The following is a 21,326-nucleotide window of genomic DNA, read 5'->3' as shown; positions in this document are numbered from 1 at the left end:
GCCGGCGCGCCGGTCAGCCTATCGCGCGGGATGCGAAACGTGTAGGTCAGGCCCGTGCTGTCGGTCGCCGTGGCAATCTCGCCGCGCAATTGCCCCTCGATGCACAGTTTCACCAGTTTCGAGCCGAACCCGGTGCCCGAAGCGGTGCGCGCCACGTGGCCCGGCCCCGCCTCGCGCCACGTCAGCTCAACCGTGTCGTCGCCGTCGGTCCAGGTGATCTCCAGCGCGCGTCCCGGCCCGCTCAGCGCCCCGTATTTGACCGCGTTGGTCGACAGCTCGTGGATCGCCAGCGCCAGGTAGATCGACGCGGTCGAGCCCACCGGCAGGTCCGGTCCCTCGATCCGGATCTCATGACCGCCCGCCCCGGTGTAGGGCGTCATCAGGGTCGATATATGGGCATGCAGGCTGGTGTCGTTGCCCGCATCCTCGGTCACGGTCGCCAGCGGCTGGATCAGGCCGTGGGTCGCGGCCAGCGCCTGCACCCGGCCATTCAGTTGCGCCGCGAACTCCTCGGTCGTCAGGTCCTCGGCCCGCGTCATCCGGACCAGCGCGTTCACCACCGAATAGATGTTGCGGATGCGGTGGTTCAGCTCGTCGATCAACAATTCCCGCTCGGTCATGTGCTTGCGCAGCGCGATTTCGGTCTCGAGGAACGCGGCAATGTCCTTCAGGGCGCGCTCATCCTGCTCTGACCACTCATGCGGCGACGAGTCGATGGCGCAGAGCGAGCCGATCACCTGCCCCCGCCGCCCCTGCACCGGCACGCCCAGATAGGCGACCACGTTCAGGTCCGGCACCGCAAGGTTCCGGGACAACAGGTCGTGCTCGCGGGCATCCACTACGCTCATCGCCGCGTTGCCGGTCACCACGTACTGGCAAAAGGAATGCGACAGCGGCGTCTCTCGCATCGGTCCTGTGTCGGGCGCGAAGCCGCTCAGCGCCTTGAAGAACTGTCGCGTGTCGTCGACCAGAGAGAACAGCGCCGTCGGCGCCCCGGTCAGGCTGCGCGCCAGCCGGACGGCACGGTCGAACGCCTCTTCTTCGGGGCTGTCCAGCAACGCGGTTTCTTGCAAGGCCCGCAAACGTTCCGGGTGTTGCAGAACGCCGGAGTGATGCTCGGACGCGGCCTCGGGAAAGGACCCTGGCCGCGACCGGCCGTCAGTTTCATAATCGTTACGTGTCATCGGCCCAATTTCTAGTTACAAGGCCGCATCGATGCCGCGTTTGTCGTCCCGCGTAAAGGCAGGATGCCGCACTTTGTGCGGACCGTTGCAGAAGAACCGCGCGCCCTACCCGGCCATGCGCTGCAACGTGTCGTCGCGCCGGATCATCCGGTGCCAGACAACGGCCATTGCAATGTGACCGACCACCAGCAGCGCCAGGATCCAGCCCATCTCGCCGTGCCATTCGGCGGGCGCCTGCATCCATGCGACCTCTACCTCGCGCGGCGCCACGAACGTGATCCCCAGATAACTCAGCCCGCGATCGCTGCCCGCCGCCGCCAGAAGGCGGACCGCCGGCACGATCACCATCAGCGCATAGATCGCGAGGTGCCCCGCCACCGCCGCGCGGCCGACGACCCCGTCATGCGCAGGCGGTCGGCGCGGAATATTCGCCAGGCCCCAGGCCCCGCGCAGCAGCACCAGCAGGAACAGCGTCGCGCCCAGCGTGCCGTGATAGCTCCAAAGGACGTCACGCACGGCGTTCTCCTTTGGCAACGCCCAATGAGCCGCCGCCGACAGGAACTGCGCCGCGAAAAGCGCCGCCATGCCCCAGTGCAAAATGCGGCTGACGGGGCCGTAGTGGCCGGGAGTATCTCTCAGGGGCACGATTCATTCTCCTTTTTGGCAGGGACTCGCGTGTCTTACGTGACACGCGCGCATCTCCGTCGCGCACCGTCAACTTTTCTGCGCGTCAAGGAGGTCAAAGCCGCGCCACCGTGCGATCTGGCCTCGGCGGACCGGACCCGCCGCGCCCGTCAGCCTGCGCCCACCGGGTCAGGCAATGCGATCCGCTTCAGCGCATCGGCGATCTCGCCATACAGCACCTTGCGCTCGTCCTCGCTCAGGAACGCGCCGATTTCCACCTGCCGCCCCTTGCCCTTCAGGGTCACGTAATGCGGCACCGGCCCGCCGGTGGGGTGCATCTCGACCTTCGCCCAGTAGCTTTCGCAATCCCATTCCTGCACCGGACCGCGGGCGTTGGTGCGCACCAGGTGCACGGCCTCGCGGTCGATCGTCAGTTCCTCGTTCATCTGCGCGTCCTTGTAGGACCGCTCCAGCGCCGCCCAGACGCCCCAGACCGCCAGCAACAGGAAGGGCAGCAACCCCCACAGCGTGACCGTCCCGATCAGCGGATAAAGCGGCAGAGTCAGCATCCCGCAGGTGATCACGATGAACAGCACGAAGCCCCGGCGCGGCAGCGACCGATGCGGCCAGAGCCGCAGCTCGCACACCTCGTCTTCACCGTTCCGCGTCTGGTTCCACTGATAGGGCATGACCGGATCTTAGCGCACCCCGCGCGCGAAGGAAGCGCGACATTTCTGCGCGTAAGACCTCAGACCTCCAGCCAGATCGTCACTGGCCCATCGTTGACCAGGCCCACCTGCATGTCGGCACCGAACCGCCCCGTCTCGACCGGCACGCCTTGACCCGCCAGCGCTTCGGCAAAGCGTTCGTAAAGGCGCCGCCCCTCCTCGGGTGCCGCCGCCTGGGAAAAACCCGGCCGGGTCCCGCGCGACGTGTCGGCGGCGAGCGTGAACTGGCTGACCACCAGCGCGCCGCCGCCCATGTCACGCACCGAGCGGTTCATCTTGCCCGCCTCGTCCTTGAAGATCCGCAGCTTGGCCACCTTGGCCGCCAGCGCATCGGCCTACGCGTCGCCATCGCCCTGCATCGCGCAGACCAGGATCAGCAGACCGGGCCCGATGGCCCCGATCAACGCGCCCTCCACCCGCACCTCGGCCTCGCTCACCCGCTGTATCAATGCCCGCATGTCAGTGTCCTTGCTTGCCAGTTTCACGGCACATGCTACGAATTTGACATGGAACGCAAATCCTTCGTCCCGCGCGGCGCGGCCAGTTTGCGGGTCGAGTATGACGGCCCGCCGCAGGACTATCATTTCCTGCTCTTGCCCAGGCTCACGCTTCTGGCCTTCACCTCGGCGATCGAGCCACTGCGCGTCGCCAACCAGGTCGCGGGACAGGAGCTTTATCGTTGGTATATCAGCACGATAGACGGCGAAGCTGTATCGTGTTCCTGCGGCGTGACCATCACCCCCGACAGCCAGTCCCAGGACCTGTCGCGCAGCGACAAGGCCTTCGTCTGCGCCGGGATCGCCCCGCTGGAAACGGCACTGCCGCGGGCCGTCACATGGGTCAATCGGCAATGGGCGCACGGGATCCAGGTGGGCGGCATCTGCACCGGTGCCTTCGCACTGGCCCGCGCCGGGCGGCTCAAGGACCGCCGCTTTACCCTGCACTGGGAAAACCAGCCAGCCTTCCGCGAGACGTTTCCGGGCCTGGAGCCCACCGGCCATCTTTACGAGGAGGATGCCGGGCTTTTCACATGCGGCGGCGGCTCTGCCGCGACCGACATGATGCTGGAAATCATCGAGCGCGATCACGGACCGGCCTTGGCCGCCATCGTCGCCGACATGTGCCTGCACCGCCGCGCCGGCAATCGCAGCGCGCCCCAGCGCCCTGCCTATGCCGCCGCGCTCGGCAGTCACAACCCACAGCTCATTGCGGCGACCGACCTGATGGCCGCCCATATCGAGGACCCGCTGGACATCTCCGAGGTCGCCGCCGAAGTGGGCCTCTCCCGTCGCCAGCTTGAGCGGCATTTCACCCGCTACCTCGCCGCCACACCGGCGCAATATTACCTCGACCTGCGCATCGCCCGCGCCCACGCGCTATTGAACGAAACCCGGCTCAGCATCGGCCAGATCGCCGCCGCGACCGGATTCGCCAGCGCCTCGCAACTGGCCGGTCGCTTCCGCAAACGCTATGGCACCACGCCACAGGCCTATCGTCGCGGAGCCACATCAAATTGACCGCACAACACTCTGTTTTTCAAATATAAATTGCTACCTCACCGACGCTTCCGCTGAACCTTCGGCCGTCCCTTCGCTGGCTTTTCCTTGCCCGGTGTCTCGTCCATACCCAACTGGTCGCGCAGCACCCGCGGACGAATCTCCTCGACCTCGCCCGCCTTCAACTGTCCCAATTGGAACGGGCCATAAGAGACCCGGATCAGCCGGTTCACCTGGCAGCCCACCGCCTCCATCGCACGGCGAATCTCGCGGTTCTTGCCTTCGCGGATTCCCACCGTGGCCCAGGCATTGGCCCCCTTCTGCCGATCCAGCACAACCGACATCGGCTGAAACACCTCGCCATCCAGCGTCAGCCCCTTGCGCAGCGGCTCGAACGTGGCGTCTTCGGGCCGCCCTTTCACGCGCACACGGTACTTGCGCACCCAGCCGGTCGAGGGCAGCTCCAGCTTGCGCTTGACGCCGCCGTCATTGGTCAAGAGCAACAACCCTTCCGAGTTCAGGTCAAGCCGACCTACACTAAGAACGCGCGGCAAGTCCTCTGGAAGCTTGTCGAAAATCGTCTCGCGCCCCTGCTCGTCGCGGGTCGTCGTTACCAGCCCCGCGGGCTTGTGATACAGCCATAGCCGCGGCGGTTCGGGCGCATCCAGCGCGCGCCCGTCCACCTCGATCCGGTCGGCGCCCGTCACGTTCAGCGCCGCGCGGTCGATCACGTCACCGTTCACGCGCACCCGGCCCGCCTCGATCATGCGCTCCGCTTCACGACGGCTGGCCACACCGGCGCGGGCGATCACCTTGGCGATCCTGTCGCCCGGGGGCGTGTTCTGGGTGGGTTTGCGAGTCATGGCACGGCCTTACCCCATCCTTGCCCCTTGCGAAAGCACCGCCCGCACGGCAATCAGGGGCATGACGTTCAAAAGCCATATGGACACGGCCCTCGCCGAGGCCCGCGCCGCCCGGGACCGCGGCGAGGTGCCCGTGGGCGCGGTTGTGTCCGACCCGGCAGGACGGATCGTGGCGCAGGCCGGCAACCGAACGCGCGAACTGAGCGACCCCACCGCGCACGCCGAGATCCTCGCCCTGCGCACCGCCTGTGCCGCCGTCGGCAGCGAACGCCTGCCCGGTCACAGCCTGACTGTCACGCTGGAGCCCTGCGCGATGTGCGCCACCGCCATCGCGAATGCCCGCATCGCGCGGCTCTACTACGGCGCCGCCGACCCCAAGTCCGGTGGCGTGGCCCACGGCGCCCGGATTTTCACCCATGCGCAAACGCACCACGCGCCGGATATCTACGACGGGATCAACGCCACCGAGGCGGAAGCGCTGCTGAAGGACTTCTTCAAATCCCTGCGTGAAGTTTAAAGCGCAACGCACTCTTTTTCTTTCCAGAAATACTCACATAACAACGCCGACGCCCGAACCCCGCTTGAAGGCCCGGGCACCAAAAGCTTTCTCAAAGCTTTTGGCAAAACTTTTCAAAAAAGTTTTGCCCCGCTCAGATCTCGATCGCCGTCATCACCTCCGGCTCGATCACGTCGACCCCGGGCAGGCCGTCTTTCAACGCCGCCGCCGACTGCTCCAGAAGCGGGAAAGTCTTGTAGTGACACGGGATCACCGTCTTGAAATCGAAGAACGTCTTCGCCGCATAGGCCGCCCGCTTCATGTCCATGGTGAAATGACCGCCGGCGCACAGGATGCCGATATCGGGGTGATGCAGGTCGTTGAACACGCCCATATCGGCCATCACGTCCGTATCGCCCGAGACATAGATCACATGCCCCTCGCCCTCGATCATGAACCCGCATTCGGTGCCGGGCACATGCGGACCGTTCTCGCCGCCAAAGCTCGAGGAATGCGTCGCGTGCACCATCGTCACGGCCACGTCGCCAAGATGCACCGTGCCGCCCTTGTTGAAGCCGACCACGTCCAGCCCTGCGCTTTCTTCCCACCAGCCCATCAGGTCGAACTGCCCCACCACCGGCACCGACAATTGCTTCGCCAGGTCCGGCAGGTCAGCGGCATGGTCGAAATGCGCGTGGGTCAGCAGGATATGCGTCGCCCCCTTGGTGGCGGCGTCATGGTGCGCCTCGTCCAGCATCGGGTTGCCCGTCAGCCACGGGTCGATCAGCAGCACCTGATCGGCGATCTCGATGCGGAAACTTGCATGTCCAAGCCAGATGATTTTCATGACGCTCTCCTTATGTCATTCCAACGAGGAAGTTAGCAGAGAGGCCACCGATTTCCACATGGACTGGACCCGCGCCATCGACGCCTATTGCGAACGCACCGACCCCGGCTTCTGGGCCGAGCCGGTGAACGCGCTCACCAATGCCGCCTTCCTGGTCGCGGCGCTGGTCATGGCCCACCGCCTGCGCGGCACCGAGCTTGCGCTGGCCCGCCTGCTCACCATCCTCCTGGCACTTATCGGCATCGGCTCGTTCCTCTTTCACACCTATGCCCAGCCCTGGGCCGCGATGCTCGACGTCCTGCCGATCATGGTCTTCGCACTGACCTATCTCTATGCCGCGACCCGGTATTATCTCGGCCTCTCCGTTCTGGCCTCCGCCACCACCATCCCGGCCTTTCTCGGGGTCACGGCGCTGGCCATGCCGCTCCTGTCGCAGCTTCCGCTCTATGGCCCCTCGGCGTCCTACCTCACCCTGCCTCTGGTCATACTCCTCTACGCCTGGCTCCTGCGCGCCGACGCCGCCCTGTCGCGGGGCCTCGCCCTCGGCGCAGGCCTGTTGCTGCTGTCGCTCACCTTCCGCAGCCTCGACGCGCCCTTGTGCAACAGCCTCACCCTCGGCACCCATTTCGGCTGGCACATCCTCAACGCGCTCATGCTGGGCTGGATGATCGAGTTCTACCGCCGCCACGCCCTTGCACCCCACCCGCACGGGCGCTAAACGCGGATGCGATAACGCACACGGAGATGCCCCCATGTCCATCGACACCGCGACCGCCGCCAAGGTGGCCAAGCTGGCCCGCATCCGGGTCGAGGAAGACGACCTCCCCGCGCTGGCCAACGAGTTCAACACGATCCTCGGCTTCATCGACCAGCTGAACGAGGTCGATGTCGAGGGCGTCGAGCCCATGGTCTCGGTCACGCCCATGCGCCTCAAGCGCCGCGAGGACGTTGTGACCGACGGCGGCCAGCAGGACAAGGTGCTGTCCAACGCCCCCGACGCCCGCGAGGGCTTTTTCGCCGTGCCGAAAGTGGTGGAATAATGACCGATCTCAATGCAATGACCATCGCCGACGCCCGCAATAACCTCCGCGCGGGCGAGATCACCTCCGAGGAACTGACCGAGGCCTGCCTGACGGCCATCGAAGGCGCGGGCGCGCTTGGCGCCTTCGTGCATCACACGCCCGAGATCGCGCGCGAACAGGCCAAGGCCGCCGACACGCGCCTGCAAGCCGGCGACGCGCCCTCAATGTGCGGCATCCCGCTGGGCATCAAGGATCTCTTCTGCACAAAGGGCGTGCCGAGCCAGGCCGCCAGCGGCATCCTCAACGGGTTCAAGCCGGAATACGAATCCACCGTCAGCCAGAATCTCTTCGACGCGGGCGCGGTCATGCTGGGCAAGCTCAACATGGACGAGTTCGCCATGGGCTCGTCGAACGAGACCAGCGTTTACGGCAACGCCATCAACCCGTGGCGGCGCGGCAATGACGAAATGGCACTGACGCCCGGCGGCTCCTCGGGCGGCTCGGCCTCCGCCGTCTCCGCGGACCTCTGCCTTGGCGCCACCGGCACCGACACCGGCGGCTCGATCCGGCAGCCGGCGGCCTTCACCGGCATCACGGGCATCAAGCCCACCTACGGGCGCTGCTCGCGCTGGGGCATCGTCGCCTTCGCCTCGTCGCTCGACCAGGCCGGCCCGATGACCAAGTCGGTGCGCGACGCGGCGATCATGCTGGAAGCCATGTGCAGCCACGACCCCAAGGACAGCACCAGCGCCGACATCCCCGTGCCGGATTTCGAGGCCATGCTGACCGGCGACGTCCGCGGCAAGAAGATCGGTATCCCCAAGGAATACCACATGGACGGCATGCCCGAGGAGATCGAGACGCACTGGAGCCAAGGCAAGGAAATGCTGGCCGATGCCGGAGCCGAGATCGTCGATATCTCGCTGCCCCACACCAAGTACGCCCTGCCCACCTATTACGTCATCGCACCCGCCGAGGCCTCCTCGAACCTCGCGCGCTATGACGGCGTGCGCTACGGCCACCGCGCCAAGCTGTCGCAGGGCGACGGCATCACCGAGATGTACGAGAAAACTCGCGCCGAAGGCTTCGGTGACGAGGTGAAACGCCGGGTCATGGTCGGCACCTACGTGCTGTCGGCGGGCTTTTACGACGCCTATTACAACCGTGCCCGCAAGGTACGTGCCCTCATCAAGAAGGATTTCGAGGATGTCTTCGACCAAGGCATCGACGCCATCCTCACCCCGGCAACGCCCTCGGCGGCGTTCGAGCTGGGCCGCAAGTCCGACGACCCGGTCGAGATGTATCTCAACGACGTCTTCACCGTCACCGTGAACCTCGCCGGCCTGCCCGGCATCGCGGTGCCCACGGGCCTCAACCGCAATGGCCTTCCCTTGGGTCTGCAACTGATCGGTCGGCCCTGGGAAGAGGGCGATCTGCTCAACACCGCCTATGCGCTCGAGGCGGCGGCGGGCTTTGTGGCCAAACCCGGCAAATGGTGGTAAGTTGTCGCAAAACAAATCGGCAGGACCTAACCAGATGCGATTTTCTCTTTGTGTAACGGCCCTTGTCGGGCTGACCGCCTGTGCGCCCAGTGTCCCGGACAGCGGCGCGGGCTTTCCTGACAGCGGCAGTGGCGTTGGCTTCGGCACCTCGGACGATTATATCGCCCAGCAGCGCGCGCGCGATGCGGAGCTTCAAGGCAACTCGGCCGTGCCACGTGCCGGCGCGATCTCGCCCGAGACCCGCAATCAGGCCAATCCGGGCGCACCGCTCAGCGCGACGCAAGGCGCGAACGCGCCTGCCACCGGCGGCACGGTCACGTCGTCCACGAACGCCACGCGCCAAGCCGGCTCGGGCGCCTACACGCCCACCGGCGGTCTCAATTCGGCCTCCACCAGCGACGAGATCGCCCGCGAAACCGCGGCGCGGCTGGCCGAAACCTCGCAGAACTCGGGCCAGCAGATCGTTCATGCCAGCCCCTCGAACCCCGCGCCCCAGACCGTGACCAGCGAGGGCGGCATCTCGAACGAGAACAATTTCGATGCCGTGGGCAACGCCCGCTCGATCCAGGATGACGCAGAACTGATCGCCCAGAACCGGGCGCAGTACCAGGTGGTCCAGCCCGGCGCCCTGCCCGAACGCAGCGGCAATACCGGCCCCAACATCGTTCAATACGCGCTGGAGACCAGCCACCCCAAGGGTCAACAGCTCTATACCCGCGTCGGTATCAACAAGCAGGCCAAGTTCCAGCGCAACTGCGCCAAGTACAACTCGCCCGACCAGGCGCAGACCGATTTCCTGGCCCAGGGCGGACCGCGCCGCGACCGCATGGGGCTCGACCCCGATGGCGATGGATATGCCTGCGCTTGGGATCCCCGCCCGTTCCGCGCGGCGGTGCAGAACTGATCTTCGGACAGGCCGCGTGACAGCGCCGCTCTGGCACCCCTCGCCCAACTTCGGGCCGCGCCGCCTTGGCGCGCAGCCCGACATCGTGGTGATCCACTACACCGCCATGCCCAGCGCCGAGGCCGCGCTTGAGCGTCTCTGCGATCCGCAGGCCGAAGTGTCGGCGCATTACCTCATCGCCGCCGACGGCCGCGCCTGGCAGATGGTGGCCGAGGTCGCCCGCGCCTGGCACGCCGGGTCCGGGTCCTGGGGGGATGTGACCGACATCAACTCCCGCTCCGTGGGGATCGAGCTCGACAATCCCGGCGAACGCCCCTTTCCCGAGCCGCTGATGACCACGCTCGAGGCGTTGCTGCCCGGCATCCTGCGCCGCTGGTCCATCCCGCCCGAGCGGGTGATCGGCCATTCCGACATGGCGCCCGAGCGCAAGGCCGACCCCGGCCCCCATTTCGACTGGCAAAGACTCGCCCGCAAGGGCCTCGCGATCTGGCCGGGTGAGCCTGAGGATGCGCCAGAAAGCGATTTCGACACCGCCGCCACGCGCTTCGGCTACCCGCCCTCCTGCGACCCGGGAAAACGCCTGCAAGCCTTCCGCGACCGCTTTCGCCCCGGCACCACCGGCCCCGAAGACGCCACTGACCGGGCGCTCATGGCCGGCCTTGCCGCGCAATGGCCCGTTGCGCAATCGCGCGGAAACGCATAGATCACCCCTCGCGCGGAGGGCCGGACGGCCGCGTGGGTGAACGCCCGCGAGGAAAGTCCGGACTCCACAAGGCAACGGTGCCGGGTAACGCCCGGCCGGGGCAACCCGAGGGAAAGCGCCACAGAAAACAGACCGTCCCGGACTTGATCCGGGATAAGGGTGAAACGGTGGGGTAAGAGCCCACCGCGGGACGGGCAACCGGACCGGCATGGCAAGCCCCACCGGGAGCAATGCCGAATAGGGATCGCATTCGGGCCGCCTTGGCCCCGCGATCCGGGTTGGCAGCTAAAGCCTGCGGGCAACCGCAGGACCAGATGAATGGTCGTCCTACGACAGAATCCGGCTTACAGGCTCTCCGCGCAGTTCCAATCAAATCGTGCGGCTGCGCCGCGCTTTATTTTTTGATTGGGGCCAGCCCCAAACCCCGGGATATTTCCGGCCAGAAGAAGAGGCCTGCCAAGGCGAGCACCCCTGTCGCAACTGGTAAGGCATCCATTCGCTCGAGGCAGAGGCAACGACGACGCGACCATCTGTCAGCCGCACCTAGAGGTTCTGGCCGACGCGCTCGTACCCACAAATGTCGATTTGCCGAAAGTTTAGAGAGGTTTCCTGACCGCCATCGGCCCGGATCGGCGTTGCGCCCTGATCGTCTGGACCCCGCCACGATTCACTTGGACCGCGCCACTGCGGGCGACAAAATTGATCGCCGTCATGGTATCACCGCTCTTCCTCAATACCGGCCATGTCTTCACGGTGCAGACTTTCTTATCGTGACGCGCATATGCCGGCAAACCACATCCATGCCTGGAATTTTTCTCGCCACCAACACCGACATGAGCCATGCGTGGCGACATGTTGGCAACAAACATCTTTGGGTTACGCCCAGTTTCCGCGCACAACGGGCCCTACCCCCTTGACCCTTCCTGCAAGCAGGACCAACGTCAGAGAAATCGTCGAAAGAAAGGGACAAACGTGGCGGCTCGAACCGATTTGCTTGATAGCACCTCGCGCATTCTGGGCGATCTGATCGGCTTTCCCACGATATCGACAGACCCCAACATCGACCTGATCAACTCCATCGCCAACCGTCTCGACATGGTCGGCGCGCGGGTCGAGATCTTTCCCGACCCGTCCGGGCAGAAGGCCAACCTCTTCGCCACGATCGGCCCCGAACGCGATGGCGGCATCGTGCTGTCCGGCCATAGCGACGTTGTTCCCGTGGCCGATCAGGACTGGGCGTCGAACCCCTTTGACATGCTGGAACATGACGGGCGGCTCTATGGCCGCGGCACCTGCGACATGAAGGGGTTTATCGCCGCCACGCTGGCCATGGCCCCGCAATACGCCGCGCTTAACCCCGACCGCCCGCTGCATTTCGCCTTCACCCATGACGAAGAGACGGGCTGTTTCGGCGCCCGTGCGCTGGCCCAGACCCTGCGCGCCAAGGGGCTGACGCCAGGGGTCGCCATCGTGGGCGAGCCGACGATGATGCGCGTCATCGAAGGGCACAAGGGCTGCTATGAATACACCACCCGCTTTTCCGGGCTGGCGGGCCACGGCTCGGCCCCCGATCGCGGCGTCAACGCGGTGGAATACGCCGTGCGCTACATCGCGCGCCTTCTGGACCTCAAGCACAGGCTGCGCGACCGCGCCCCCGCCGACAGCCTGTTCGAGCCGCCCTGGACCACCATCAACACCGGGCGGCTGTCGGGCGGCGTGGCCCACAACGTCATTCCCAGCGAGGCGGTCGTGGACTGGGAAATGCGCCCGGTGCAGACCTCGGACGCCGATTTCGTCAAGGACTCGCTCAAGACCTATATCGAGCAAGAGCTCCTGCCCGCCATGCGCGCCGTCGACCCCGAGTCGGATATCGTGACCGAGATCATCGGCGAGGTCGAGGGCCTCATCCCCACCACCGACAACGAGGCCCGCACCATCGTGTCGGAACTTACCGGCGCCAACCACGCCGAATGCGTGGCCTTCGGCACCGAGGCCGGCATCTTTCAATCCCTGGGCATGTCGGCCGTGATCTGCGGCCCGGGCTCGATCGAGCAGGCCCACAAGGCCGACGAGTTCGTGGCGCTCGACCAGCTGTCGCAATGTCTCGACATGCTGGAACGATTGCAGGGCAAGCTGGTTGCATAACCAGGGGCGGGCCGTGTCCCAGCCCCGCCGCCATTACTTTGCACGAACGCCTGGAAGGTTGAGATGCTTTATAAATCCGCGTGGATCGCCCTTTTGATGACCTTGGCCCAAACCGCCCACGCCGCGCCGGTCGATACGCCCAATGGCACCGTGACCGGCCATTTCGGCGAAACGGAATTCGATCATCCGCTGCTCTGCGAACGCGACCCTTTCGTGATCGCCCGCACTCATGACAGCGGCGGCGCCCCGGCCTTCGAGGCCGCCTTCGTGTCCAACGGCGTCACCAGCATCGAGGTTCGCACCGGCACCGAGACTCACCAGTTCGGCACCTCGACCGACGCCGCGGGCTTTCCGCTTGTGCTCGAAGGCGAGGTCGACGGCACGGTCTTTTCGTTCGAAGTCGCCTGCCCGGACGGCTTCGACATGTAAGCCATGCGCTCGGCGGGATGACCCGCCGCGTCACGGCTTTTTCTTGCTTCAAATACTCAAGACCAGCCGGTCGCGGTCAATCGCGCCGGAAGGTCATGTAATGCGGCACCCGCCCCTCGCGCAGGGCCTTCTGCTCGTAGCGGGTGGAAATCCAGTCACCCCACGGCTCCCGCCAGTCGCGCGGCCCCTCGGCCAACCAGGTAAAGCCGTGGCGCGGCACCTGTTCCATCGTCTGGCGCACGTAATCGGGAATGTCCGTGGCGACTCTGAAAATCGCCCCCGGCTTCATCACCCGCGCCAGCGGCTCCAGGTGCTCGGGCGTCACGAACCGCCGCCGGTGGTGGCGTTTCTTGGGCCACGGGTCGGGATAGAGCAGGAACGCCCGCGCGATGCTGGCCTCGGGCAGGACGTCGAACATGTCACGCACGTCGCCGGGATGGATCGCCACGTTCTCGACATGGCTGTCACGCAGCTGCCCAAGCAGTTTCGCGACCCCGTTGATGTAGGGCTCGCAGCCGACGATCCCCACGTCCGGGTTCTCCGCCGCCTGGTGGATCATGTACTCGCCACCGCCGAAACCCACTTCAAGCCATACATCACGTTCGCCGAACAATGCCCTGAGGTCTATGGGTTTTCGCTCGGGGTTCACCTCCCAGTCCACGGCCCCCGGCGACCACGCGGCCAGGTCCTCGTCCAGGTAGGCTTCCTGCGATTTCTTCAGGTGCTTGCCCTTGAACCGGCCGTAGAAATTGCGCCACGGGGCGCCCGAGGAATGCTTGCCTTCGCTCATCTCACGCCTCCGCCGCGAAAATCCGGCGCAGCACCAGCAGCGCGGGAATGTTCACCAGGTACATGCAGATACCATAGACCGCCGACGGCACGGCGAATTCCGACAGTCCCGTGCTGGCCGCGACGATATTGGCGATGGTGATGCCCACGGTGGCGTTCTGCACGCCCATCTCCACCGCGATGGCCAGACCGTCGCGCCCGGCGATCCCCATCAACCGGGCAAGGCCGATCCCTACAGCCAGCAACACCAGGTTCAGCACGATCAGGAACGGCCCCAGCCGCGCGAAGCTTTCTGTCAAGAGCGCCCAGTTGCTGGCAATCGCCGCCGCCACGATCAGCACGAACAGGATCAGCGCCACGATCTCGCAGACCCGCTCGATCCGCAGCGCGACCCTTGCCGCGAACCGGCGCAGCAGCAGCCCGATGAACACCGGCAGCGCCGTGATCAGGAACATCGCCACGCCCACCTTCACGACGCTGATCTCGGGCGCGGACTCGCCCATGAAATGCGTCGCCGCCCAGGCCACCAGCAGCGGCAGCGTCAGCACCGACAACAGGCTCACGACCGCCGTCAGCGTGATCGACAGCGCCACGGTGCCCCCGGCCAGCTTGGTCAGCATGTTCGACGTGACGCCCCCGGGGCTGAAGGCCAGCAGCATGATGCCGAACGCCATGCCCCCACCAAAGCCCCAGGCCGCGATCAGCGCATAGGCCACCAGCGGCAACAGCACGATCTGCGCCACGATGCCGGTCAGCGCAGGCTTGGGCAGGCGCAGCACCCGGCCGAAATCGGCGAAATGCAGCCCCAGCCCCAATGAGAACATGATGAAGGCCAGCGCCAGCGGCAGGCCGATATCAAGGATCATCCCAGTCCCTCCCTCAGGGCCAGACTACTTGGCTCGGCCCAGCCTGTCGCCCATGAAAAAGCGCGGAAGCCGGGCTTCCGCGCCTCATAGCAAAGCCAATCGGCTCAGACCGCTTTCTTCAACGCATCCACCAGGTCCGTGCGCTCCCAGCTGAAACCGCCATCGGCGTCGGGCTCACGTCCGAAATGGCCGTAGGCCGCGGTGCGCTGGTAGATCGGCTTGTTCAGCTCCAGCTGTTCGCGAATGCCGCGCGGCGTCAGGTCCATGACCTTGCGGATCGCCTTTTCGATCTCCGCGGGCTCGACCGCGCCGGTGCCGAACGTGTCGGCATAGACCGACAGCGGCTGCGCCACCCCGATCGCATAGCTCAACTGGATGGTGCAGCGTTCCGCCATGCCCGCGGCGATCACGTTCTTGGCCAGGTAGCGCGCGGCATAGGCCGCCGAGCGGTCCACCTTGGTCGGGTCCTTGCCGGAAAACGCGCCGCCGCCATGCGGGGCCGCGCCGCCATACGTGTCCACGATGATCTTGCGGCCCGTCAGGCCCGCATCGCCGTCGGGTCCGCCGATCACGAACTTGCCCGTGGGGTTCACGTGCCAGGACGTGTCGTCGCCGATCCAGCCCTCGGGCAGGACTTCGCGGATATAGGGCTCTACCACCGCACGCACGTCCTCGCTGCTCATGTCCTCGTCGAAATGCTGCGTCGACAGCACGATCGAGGTGACGCCCACCGGCTTGCCGCCCTCGTAGCGCACCGTCAACTGCGACTTGGCATCCGGGCCCAGCGTCGGCTCGGCCCCCGATTTGCGGACCTCGGCCAGCCGCCGCAGGATCGCGTGGCTGAACTGGATCGGGGCGGGCATCATCGCGTCGGTCTCGTTCGTGGCATAGCCGAACATGATGCCCTGATCGCCCGCGCCCTCGTCGTCGCGCTCGCCGGTGACACCTTGCGCGATATGCGCCGATTGCTCGTGCAGCAGGTTGGTGATCTCGCAGGTGTTCCAGTGGAACTTGTCCTGCTCGTATCCGATGTCCTTGATACAGGCCCGCGTGATATCCTCCACGCTTTCCATGTATTGACGCAACTTGTTTTGGTCGGTCAGGCCGACTTCCCCGCCGATCACGACACGGTTCGTCGTGGCAAAGGTCTCGCAGGCCACCCGCGCCAGCGGGTCCTCGGACAGGAACGCGTCGAGGATCGCATCGGAAATGCGGTCGCACACCTTGTCGGGGTGCCCCTCCGAAACGGATTCGGAGGTGAAAACGTAATTATCTCGGGACATGAAAGTGCTCCATTAGGGTCAATTCCCGCCACGCCAGGAAGCCGTTGTGGCAGGTACCTCGCTTCCTTAGGCGGGCCGTACCCGAAGGTCAATCGCTAAGTCCGCGCCTCGCGCTGCCTGCGTGACAGGACCCCGCCCGCCAGCATCAGCAGCACCGCCAGCACCAGCACCGGCGCCTCGCCCGTCCGGCTGTAAAGCGTCGGCGGCAAGGGCGGCGGCAGGGGCAAGTCGATCCAGCCCGCCTCGCCCAGGGGGATATGCGCCAGAATCCGGCCCGTGCCGTCGACCATGGCCGAGACGCCGGTATTGGCCACGCGCACCATGGGCAGGCCCTGCTCGGCGCTGCGCAGCCGGCCCTGCGCAAGGTGCTGGTAGGGCCCCGAGATCTTTCCGAACCACGCGTCGTTGGTGATCATCAGGATCATGTCCGGCCGCTCGGGCGCAGACAGGATGTTGCGGGCAAACACCCCTTCGTAGCAGATCAGCGGCACCGCCGTGCCCAAGCCGCCCATATCCACAAGCTCCACCCCCGGCCCGGCGGAATATCCCCCGCCCTCCTCGGCGGCAAGGCCATGGATGCCGAACCGCGCCATCAGGTCGCCCAGCGGCATGAACTCCCCGAACGGGACAAGGTGATGCTTGTCATAGACCTGGCTGACCGTGCCGGTCTCGTCGAGCCGCAGAAGCGAGTTGTAGAACCGCTGCCCGTCCAGCCGCCGCAGGCCCAGCACCACCGGTGCCCCCTGCGCCGAGGCCGCGATGCCGCCCAAAAGGTCGTCGGACTCGTGCAGGAAGGTGGGGATCGCCGTTTCCGGCCAGACCACCAGGTCGGGTCGTCCGTCCTCGCCCGGAGCGGCGGTGAACTGCCGCTGGCGGTCGTAGAACATCTGCAGGTTCTCGGGCCGCCATTTCTCATGCTGCGCCGCGTTGGGCTGCACCAGCCGCACCGTCTGCGCCTCCGGTCCCGGTGCGGCGGCGTCCGTCGGCGTCATTGCCGCGCCCGCGCCATAAAGCAACGCGATGCCCGCGAGTCCTGCGGCCCCGGCCATGCGCCGGCCCGCGCCCAGGTGCCACAGCGCCACCGCCGCCCCCATGACCAGCGCACACAGGCCCAGGGCCCCGCCCACGGACGCCCAATACAGCAAGGGCGTGTCGATCAGCACATGCCCCACCTGCGCCCAGGCGAACCCGGTGAAAAACCATCCGCGCAGCACCTCTCCGATGACGAAGGCCCCGACCAGCGCCACGCCGCTGCGGGGGGCGATTGACCGTGCGGCGGCAAAGGCCGCGGCCCAGTAGGATGCCATGAACACCGACAACCCAAGCACCGCGAAGGGCGCCATCCAGCCATGCCGCGCGGCATCCACCAGGAACGGCTCGAAAATCCAGCTGAGCGCGATGACGAAATGGCCGGTGCCCGCCACCAGCCCGAGGATCGTGGCCGACAGCCACCCGCGGGTTTCGCGCCAAAGGCCGAAAATCACCGCCAGTGCGATAATCGTCAGCGGCCACAGTCCCCACGGCGCCTGCCCCAGTGCCGCCGCGGCGCCCAGGCCGGCGGCAAAGGCATAGCGCGTCCACACGCGGCCCTCACCGATCTGCCGCGTCAGCGCGTCAAGACGGACCATGAATTACCCCTCGATCGCCTCGGGCAGGCGCACCCGCAGCCGCTTGATCCGCCGCGGATCGGAATCCAGCACCTGGATTTCTATGCCCGTGGGATGCTCGACCAGCTCGCCCCGCGCCGGAACGCGGCCCAGCAGCATGAAGACCAGCCCGCCCAGCGTGTCGATCTCTTCCTCGTCGATCTCTTCCGAGTCGGTCAGCGACAGCCCGATCTCGGCCTCGAACTCCTCCAGAGGGGCCTTGGCCTGCACCACATAAGAGCCGGGCTTTTCCTCGGACCAATAGGCGCCCTCGTCCTGGTCGTGCTCATCGGCGATCTCGCCCACGACCTGTTCGATCAGGTCCTCGATGGTCACCAGGCCGTCGACCCCGCCATATTCGTCGATCACCAGCGCCATGTGCCGGCGCTCGGCCTGCATCTTCTGCAACAGCACGCCGATCGTCATCGATGGCGGCACGTACATCAGCGGACGCAACAGCTCTTCCAGCGAATAATCCGCGCCCTGCCCGTTGAATCCGTGCTTCAGCGCGAAATCCTTGAGGTGGACAAAGCCCGTTGGCGTGTCCAGCGTGCCCTCGTACACGGGCAGACGCGTCAGCCCGCTTTCGCGGAACGTCTGGACCAGTTCATCCTTGGTGACTGTTGCGGGTACGGAAACAACGTCCGCCTTGGGGATCATCACGTCCTCGACGGAAAGCCGCCGCAGGTTGCCCAGCCCCAGGTTGGGCGCGAGGCCGTTGCCTGTCGTGTCATCCCCATCACCCTGCAGGTCGTCTTCCTCGCCGCCATACTCTTCGTCCACGCCCAGCGCGCCAAAGAAGCGACGGAAGAACCCGCCCTGCGTGTCGTTCTGATCCTCTGCCGGATCGTCGCCCTTGTATGCCTCGGACCGCGCGCCATGCGCTGCCATAGAAGAGGCGTCGTTGCTGTCGTTCATCTTACCTTTCCGAATCGTGCCCGCGTTCGCGGACAACGGGTAACTCAATATGGGTCAGGCAGACCCAGTTTGCCAAGTATCTCCACCTCGGTTCGTTCCATCAAGGTGGCATCCTTGTCACGAACGTGATCGTAGCCCAGCAAATGCAAGATTCCGTGAACGATAAGATGCGTCACATGGTCCTGCATCGGCTTGCCCGCCGCGCGGGCCTCTTTCGCGCAAGTGTCGAAGGCGATCGCGATATCGCCCAGCTCGGGGTCGAGGCCCGCATCGGGCAGGTCCGGCACGTCACCGTCGGTGCCTGCGCCCCGCTCCTCGCTCGGCCAGCTCAATACATTGGTCGGCGCCGCCTTGTCCCGGAAATCTTCGTTCAAGGCGGCAATCCGCGCATCGTCGCAGCCCAGCACCGCGATTTCCCACTCCGCGGGGTCCAGCCCCAGGTGCGCCAGCGTCGCCTCCGCCGCCCGCACGGCCAGCCGCTCCAGCCCCGCGTCCAGCCAGCGGTCATCCTCGATGACCGTATCGACGGAACTACTCACACCGGGCGCAGGCCGGAATTTTGCAAAATTCCGGATCGGAAAATTGCAATTTTCCGGGCAATTTTCTTCCAAAGAAAATTGTGCCCGGCCTCAGACATCCGCGTCGTAGGCCTCGATGATCGCCGCCACCAGCGGATGGCGCACCACGTCTTTGGAAGTGAAGTAGTTGAAGGCGATCTTCGGGATATCCTTCAACAGCCGCTCGGCATCGTGCAGCCCGCTCGTCACCCCGCGCGGCAGGTCGATCTGGCTGCGGTCGCCGGTGATCACCATGCGGCTGCCCTCGCCCAGCCGGGTCAGGAACATCTTCATCTGCATCGAGGTGGCGTTCTGCGCCTCGTCCAGCACCACGAACGCATTGGCCAGCGTGCGCCCCCGCATGAAGGCCAGCGGAGCTATCTCGATCCGCTTCTCCTCGATCAGCTTGGCCACCTGCTTGGCCGGGAAGAAATCGTTCAGCGCGTCGTAGAGCGGCTGCATGTAGGGGTCGACCTTGTCCTTCATGTCGCCCGGCAGATAACCCAGCTTCTCGCCCGCCTCCACCGCCGGCCGGCTTAGGATGATGCGGTCGACATGCCCCTCGATGAACATGCTGACGCCCACAGCCACGGCAAGGTACGTCTTGCCGGTGCCCGCCGGCCCGATGCCGAAGGCCAGCTCGTTGGCAAAGAGCGCCTGCACATAAGCCTTCTGCGCGTCCGTGCGCGGCTCGACGGGCTTCTTGCGGGTCTTGATCTCGACCCGCCCGCCCTTGAACATCTCAAGCTGGTCACCCCCATCCGCCGCCGCGTCGTCGCCCGCGCCGCGGTCGGCACTGCCGCCCGCCCCCATGCGCAGCTCTCGGTCCACGTCGCCATGCTCGACCGTGCGGCCCTCTTCCAGCCGCTGGTACAGCGCCAGCAGCACGTCGCGCGCCTCCTTGGCCTGCTCCGGATCGCCGATCACGGCAAGCTGGTTGCCCCGGCGCAGGATCTGCACGCCCAGCTTCTTCTCGATTTCGGCAAGGTTGCGGTCGTATTCGCCGCACAGGTCGATCAACAGGAAATTGTCGGGGAACTCGACAACCGTTTCCAGAATGTCGCTGCTTTCGGATTGCGACGTCAGCACGTTCGTGACCAATCAAATCTCCCTGTCAAAGGCCTGTGCCAATGCTGCCAAGATGCGCCCCCAAGGGCAAGGCCCACGGCGCAATTGTCACGGCTTTGAAACGAAAAATGCCGCAGCGGGTATCGCTGCGGCACGAATTTCGGCGAAAGCGGCATGTCAGGTGCTTGGGTCCGGCACGGGCGAACCCGACTTGTACCCCCCGGTCGCCACGGTCGGCGGCGCGGTGCCCGAACAGACCGGCTTGCCGTACTTGTCCAGCCGCTGCGACAGGTAGCCCTCGGTTCCGTCGTCGATGATCCAGTGATCACAGCCGTTCGGATCGACCCAGATCCCGGCCTGAAGCTGGCTCAGGTGCTTGGAATCGAAGCCACGGTCGACGGTCTTGTCAGTCTTCGGCACGTCGCAGGCGCTGACGAGGCCCGCAAGGGGAACGACGGCGATCAGTTTAAGAAGTTTCATCATGGCCCCCTTCAGCGAATGCAGATGATTTCGACGCGGCGATTTTGCTGCATGCCGGCGGCGGTGTTGTTCGATGCCTTGGGCAGACGCTCGCCATAGCCGCGTACATCCGCGATCCGCGCGCCGGTGCCGGCAGCGATTCGCGCCACCGAGTTGGCCCGGCGATAGGACAGGTCGATATTGTACTGGTCCGACGCACGGCTGTCGGTATGCCCGGTGATGATGTAGGAAATCGCCCCCGTGCTGCGGAAGAACTCCTGCAGACGCGCACGACCGGCCGAATTGATATTCGCGCTGTCAGTCGCAAAGAGCTGGTCGGTGTTGACCACGCCGCACACGTTGCCGCGGCGGCAGACCGGGATGCCCTGGCGGTTCACGTGCGGGGTCATGTACCCTTCCCAGCCGTCATCCATCACCCAGTGTTCGCACCCGTCCGGATCGACCCAGATCGTCGGCACGTAACGCTCACCTTTCACGACCCGCTGGCCACTTTGCGCCTGACCGGGCTCGGTCATCGCCACGACACCCAGAGCCACGGCAGCAAGGCCGTTCATCAGGGTGCGCACTGTTTTCGAAAACGTGTTCGTCACAGCCACTGTCCTTTTTATTATTTCCCCCGCTTGTCACGGTACCAGGCAGCGATTCCGCGACAAAAAACAAATTATTGTTTGACTTTAGCAAGTTCCGGCGCGTTGTGAAGTATAAATAACCAGATATTGTGGCACTGCGGGAAACAATGGCCACCTATGGGTTATCCACACCCCGACAGGCCAAAT

The 21,326-nt window shown here is 65.5% G+C and carries 23 protein-coding genes, 1 other RNA gene, 1 pseudogene and 1 riboswitch; of the genes and pseudogenes, 10 read left to right on the top strand and 15 right to left on the bottom strand.

Annotated features, from left to right (window positions below; translation table 11 throughout):
- The 4 genes and pseudogenes from RBB18_RS09795 to dtd form a co-directional block, all read right to left on the bottom strand.
- Positions 1–1,184 (bottom strand): sensor histidine kinase (locus RBB18_RS09795; protein ID WP_306112526.1); only part of this gene is annotated, 1,184 nt, incomplete at its 3' end.
- 105 nt (positions 1,185–1,289) lie between these two features.
- Positions 1,290–1,829, bottom strand: a complete 540-nt coding sequence (locus RBB18_RS09790) for a cytochrome b (protein ID WP_274592171.1) — start codon at positions 1,827–1,829, stop codon at positions 1,290–1,292.
- A 149-nt stretch (positions 1,830–1,978) separates the two neighbouring features.
- Positions 1,979–2,497 carry a DUF2244 domain-containing protein gene (locus tag RBB18_RS09785; protein ID WP_103761685.1) on the bottom strand — a complete coding sequence of 173 codons (519 nt, stop codon included), beginning with the start codon at positions 2,495–2,497 and terminating at the stop codon, positions 1,979–1,981.
- Between the two features lie 59 nt (positions 2,498–2,556).
- Positions 2,557–2,994 (bottom strand): annotated as a pseudogene (gene dtd, locus RBB18_RS09780) (D-aminoacyl-tRNA deacylase).
- 48 nt (positions 2,995–3,042) lie between these two features.
- On the opposite strand from dtd, the gene RBB18_RS09775 reads away from it, so the two are divergent.
- Positions 3,043–4,053 carry a GlxA family transcriptional regulator gene (locus RBB18_RS09775; RefSeq protein WP_306112527.1) on the top strand — a complete coding sequence of 337 codons (1,011 nt, stop codon included), beginning with the start codon at positions 3,043–3,045 and terminating at the stop codon, positions 4,051–4,053.
- A gap of 38 nt (positions 4,054–4,091) precedes the next feature.
- On the opposite strand, the gene RBB18_RS09770 is transcribed toward RBB18_RS09775, so the two are convergent.
- Positions 4,092–4,895 carry a pseudouridine synthase gene (locus RBB18_RS09770; RefSeq protein ID WP_274592174.1) on the bottom strand — a complete coding sequence of 268 codons (804 nt, stop codon included), beginning with the start codon at positions 4,893–4,895 and terminating at the stop codon, positions 4,092–4,094.
- 61 nt (positions 4,896–4,956) lie between these two features.
- Between RBB18_RS09770 and RBB18_RS09765 the strand changes: the two genes are divergently transcribed.
- Positions 4,957–5,412, top strand: a complete 456-nt coding sequence (locus RBB18_RS09765; RefSeq protein WP_103761688.1) for a nucleoside deaminase — start codon at positions 4,957–4,959, stop codon at positions 5,410–5,412.
- Between the two features lie 133 nt (positions 5,413–5,545).
- Here RBB18_RS09765 and RBB18_RS09760 read toward each other — a convergent pair whose 3' ends face one another.
- Positions 5,546–6,238, bottom strand: a complete 693-nt coding sequence (locus RBB18_RS09760; protein WP_306112528.1) for a metal-dependent hydrolase — start codon at positions 6,236–6,238, stop codon at positions 5,546–5,548.
- On the opposite strand from RBB18_RS09760, the gene RBB18_RS09755 reads away from it, so the two are divergent.
- The 8 genes from RBB18_RS09755 to RBB18_RS09720 all read left to right on the top strand — a co-directional run bounded on the left by RBB18_RS09755 (position 6,237) and on the right by RBB18_RS09720 (position 12,943).
- Positions 6,237–6,956, top strand: coding sequence for a ceramidase domain-containing protein (locus RBB18_RS09755; RefSeq protein ID WP_371931620.1), 720 nt, complete (start codon positions 6,237–6,239; stop codon positions 6,954–6,956). The two genes, RBB18_RS09760 and RBB18_RS09755, sit on opposite strands and share 2 nt — an antisense overlap.
- A 34-nt stretch (positions 6,957–6,990) precedes the next feature.
- Positions 6,991–7,278 (top strand): Asp-tRNA(Asn)/Glu-tRNA(Gln) amidotransferase subunit GatC, encoded by a 288-nt coding sequence (gene gatC, locus RBB18_RS09750; protein ID WP_103761691.1) that lies wholly within the window; start codon positions 6,991–6,993, stop codon positions 7,276–7,278.
- Complete coding sequence (gene gatA / locus RBB18_RS09745) at positions 7,278–8,762, top strand: Asp-tRNA(Asn)/Glu-tRNA(Gln) amidotransferase subunit GatA (protein WP_306112529.1); 1,485 nt, start codon at positions 7,278–7,280, stop codon at positions 8,760–8,762. The genes gatC and gatA overlap by 1 nt, the downstream gene beginning before the upstream one ends.
- Positions 8,763–8,796: 34 nt before the next feature.
- Entirely contained in the window at positions 8,797–9,666 is an 870-nt protein-coding gene (locus RBB18_RS09740; protein ID WP_274592177.1) for a hypothetical protein, read from the top strand.
- A gap of 16 nt (positions 9,667–9,682) precedes the next feature.
- Entirely contained in the window at positions 9,683–10,369 is a 687-nt protein-coding gene (locus RBB18_RS09735) for an N-acetylmuramoyl-L-alanine amidase (RefSeq protein ID WP_306112530.1), read from the top strand.
- Positions 10,370–10,381: 12 nt separating this feature from the next.
- Positions 10,382–10,732, top strand: an RNA gene (rnpB, locus tag RBB18_RS09730) — RNase P RNA component class A.
- Positions 10,733–11,341: 609 nt separating this feature from the next.
- A complete protein-coding gene (gene argE, locus RBB18_RS09725) occupies positions 11,342–12,514 on the top strand; it encodes an acetylornithine deacetylase (protein WP_306112531.1) in 1,173 nt (390 codons plus the stop codon).
- Between the two features lie 63 nt (positions 12,515–12,577).
- Positions 12,578–12,943 carry a hypothetical protein gene (locus tag RBB18_RS09720; protein ID WP_306112532.1) on the top strand — a complete coding sequence of 122 codons (366 nt, stop codon included), beginning with the start codon at positions 12,578–12,580 and terminating at the stop codon, positions 12,941–12,943.
- A 76-nt stretch (positions 12,944–13,019) separates the two neighbouring features.
- Here RBB18_RS09720 and RBB18_RS09715 read toward each other — a convergent pair whose 3' ends face one another.
- The 9 genes from RBB18_RS09715 to RBB18_RS09675 form a co-directional block, all read right to left on the bottom strand.
- On the bottom strand, positions 13,020–13,733 hold the full coding sequence (locus RBB18_RS09715; protein ID WP_306112533.1) for a tRNA (guanosine(46)-N(7))-methyltransferase TrmB: 714 nt from the start codon (positions 13,731–13,733) through the stop codon (positions 13,020–13,022).
- 1 nt (position 13,734) lies between these two features.
- Positions 13,735–14,598 (bottom strand): bile acid:sodium symporter family protein, encoded by an 864-nt coding sequence (locus RBB18_RS09710; protein WP_306112534.1) that lies wholly within the window; start codon positions 14,596–14,598, stop codon positions 13,735–13,737.
- Between the two features lie 104 nt (positions 14,599–14,702).
- The gene (metK, locus tag RBB18_RS09705) at positions 14,703–15,881 is read right to left on the bottom strand and encodes a methionine adenosyltransferase (RefSeq protein ID WP_306112535.1); all 1,179 of its coding nucleotides are present in this window, start codon (positions 15,879–15,881) and stop codon (positions 14,703–14,705) included.
- Between the two features lie 5 nt (positions 15,882–15,886).
- Positions 15,887–15,937, bottom strand: a riboswitch (SAM-SAH riboswitch).
- Between the two features lie 39 nt (positions 15,938–15,976).
- The gene (gene lnt, locus RBB18_RS09700; RefSeq protein WP_306121247.1) at positions 15,977–17,509 is read right to left on the bottom strand and encodes an apolipoprotein N-acyltransferase; all 1,533 of its coding nucleotides are present in this window, start codon (positions 17,507–17,509) and stop codon (positions 15,977–15,979) included.
- Between the two features lie 3 nt (positions 17,510–17,512).
- Positions 17,513–18,445 carry a hemolysin family protein gene (locus RBB18_RS09695; RefSeq protein ID WP_103761700.1) on the bottom strand — a complete coding sequence of 311 codons (933 nt, stop codon included), beginning with the start codon at positions 18,443–18,445 and terminating at the stop codon, positions 17,513–17,515.
- A 44-nt stretch (positions 18,446–18,489) separates the two neighbouring features.
- Positions 18,490–18,984, bottom strand: a complete 495-nt coding sequence (gene ybeY / locus RBB18_RS09690) for an rRNA maturation RNase YbeY (protein ID WP_306110991.1) — start codon at positions 18,982–18,984, stop codon at positions 18,490–18,492.
- Positions 18,985–19,074: 90 nt separating this feature from the next.
- Positions 19,075–20,103, bottom strand: coding sequence for a PhoH family protein (locus tag RBB18_RS09685; RefSeq protein WP_103761701.1), 1,029 nt, complete (start codon positions 20,101–20,103; stop codon positions 19,075–19,077).
- Positions 20,104–20,247: 144 nt separating this feature from the next.
- On the bottom strand, positions 20,248–20,550 hold the full coding sequence (locus RBB18_RS09680; protein ID WP_103761909.1) for a hypothetical protein: 303 nt from the start codon (positions 20,548–20,550) through the stop codon (positions 20,248–20,250).
- An 11-nt stretch (positions 20,551–20,561) separates the two neighbouring features.
- Positions 20,562–21,065 (bottom strand): OmpA family protein, encoded by a 504-nt coding sequence (locus RBB18_RS09675; protein WP_245890403.1) that lies wholly within the window; start codon positions 21,063–21,065, stop codon positions 20,562–20,564.
- Positions 21,066–21,326: the final 261 nt, after the last annotated feature.

This window comes from Roseovarius sp. MMSF_3298 (assembly GCF_030733705.1).
GTDB classification, from domain to species: domain Bacteria; phylum Pseudomonadota; class Alphaproteobacteria; order Rhodobacterales; family Rhodobacteraceae; genus Roseovarius; species Roseovarius confluentis.
This window is presented reverse-complemented; position numbering and strand designations above follow the sequence as displayed.

Bases quoted from the DNA above. Each gene is read 5' to 3' on its own strand.
- RBB18_RS09720 (WP_306112532.1), top strand. From the start codon at position 12,578: ATGCTTTATAAATCCGCGTGGATCGCCCTTTTGATGACCTTGGCCCAA.
- RBB18_RS09715 (WP_306112533.1), bottom strand. From the start codon at position 13,733: ATGAGCGAAGGCAAGCATTCCTCGGGCGCCCCGTGGCGCAATTTCTAC.
- RBB18_RS09770 (WP_274592174.1), bottom strand. From the start codon at position 4,895: ATGACTCGCAAACCCACCCAGAACACGCCCCCGGGCGACAGGATCGCC.
- RBB18_RS09775 (WP_306112527.1), top strand. From the start codon at position 3,043: ATGGAACGCAAATCCTTCGTCCCGCGCGGCGCGGCCAGTTTGCGGGTC.
- metK (WP_306112535.1), bottom strand. From the start codon at position 15,881: ATGTCCCGAGATAATTACGTTTTCACCTCCGAATCCGTTTCGGAGGGG.
- lnt (WP_306121247.1), bottom strand. From the start codon at position 17,509: ATGGTCCGTCTTGACGCGCTGACGCGGCAGATCGGTGAGGGCCGCGTG.
- RBB18_RS09765 (WP_103761688.1), top strand. From the start codon at position 4,957: ATGACGTTCAAAAGCCATATGGACACGGCCCTCGCCGAGGCCCGCGCC.
- RBB18_RS09740 (WP_274592177.1), top strand. From the start codon at position 8,797: ATGCGATTTTCTCTTTGTGTAACGGCCCTTGTCGGGCTGACCGCCTGT.
- RBB18_RS09710 (WP_306112534.1), bottom strand. From the start codon at position 14,598: ATGATCCTTGATATCGGCCTGCCGCTGGCGCTGGCCTTCATCATGTTC.
- RBB18_RS09675 (WP_245890403.1), bottom strand. From the start codon at position 21,065: ATGACCGAGCCCGGTCAGGCGCAAAGTGGCCAGCGGGTCGTGAAAGGT.
- gatA (WP_306112529.1), top strand. From the start codon at position 7,278: ATGACCGATCTCAATGCAATGACCATCGCCGACGCCCGCAATAACCTC.
- RBB18_RS09680 (WP_103761909.1), bottom strand. From the start codon at position 20,550: ATGAAACTTCTTAAACTGATCGCCGTCGTTCCCCTTGCGGGCCTCGTC.
- RBB18_RS09755 (WP_371931620.1), top strand. From the start codon at position 6,237: ATGACGCTCTCCTTATGTCATTCCAACGAGGAAGTTAGCAGAGAGGCC.
- RBB18_RS09760 (WP_306112528.1), bottom strand. From the start codon at position 6,238: ATGAAAATCATCTGGCTTGGACATGCAAGTTTCCGCATCGAGATCGCC.
- RBB18_RS09695 (WP_103761700.1), bottom strand. From the start codon at position 18,445: ATGAACGACAGCAACGACGCCTCTTCTATGGCAGCGCATGGCGCGCGG.
- RBB18_RS09785 (WP_103761685.1), bottom strand. From the start codon at position 2,497: ATGCCCTATCAGTGGAACCAGACGCGGAACGGTGAAGACGAGGTGTGC.
- gatC (WP_103761691.1), top strand. From the start codon at position 6,991: ATGTCCATCGACACCGCGACCGCCGCCAAGGTGGCCAAGCTGGCCCGC.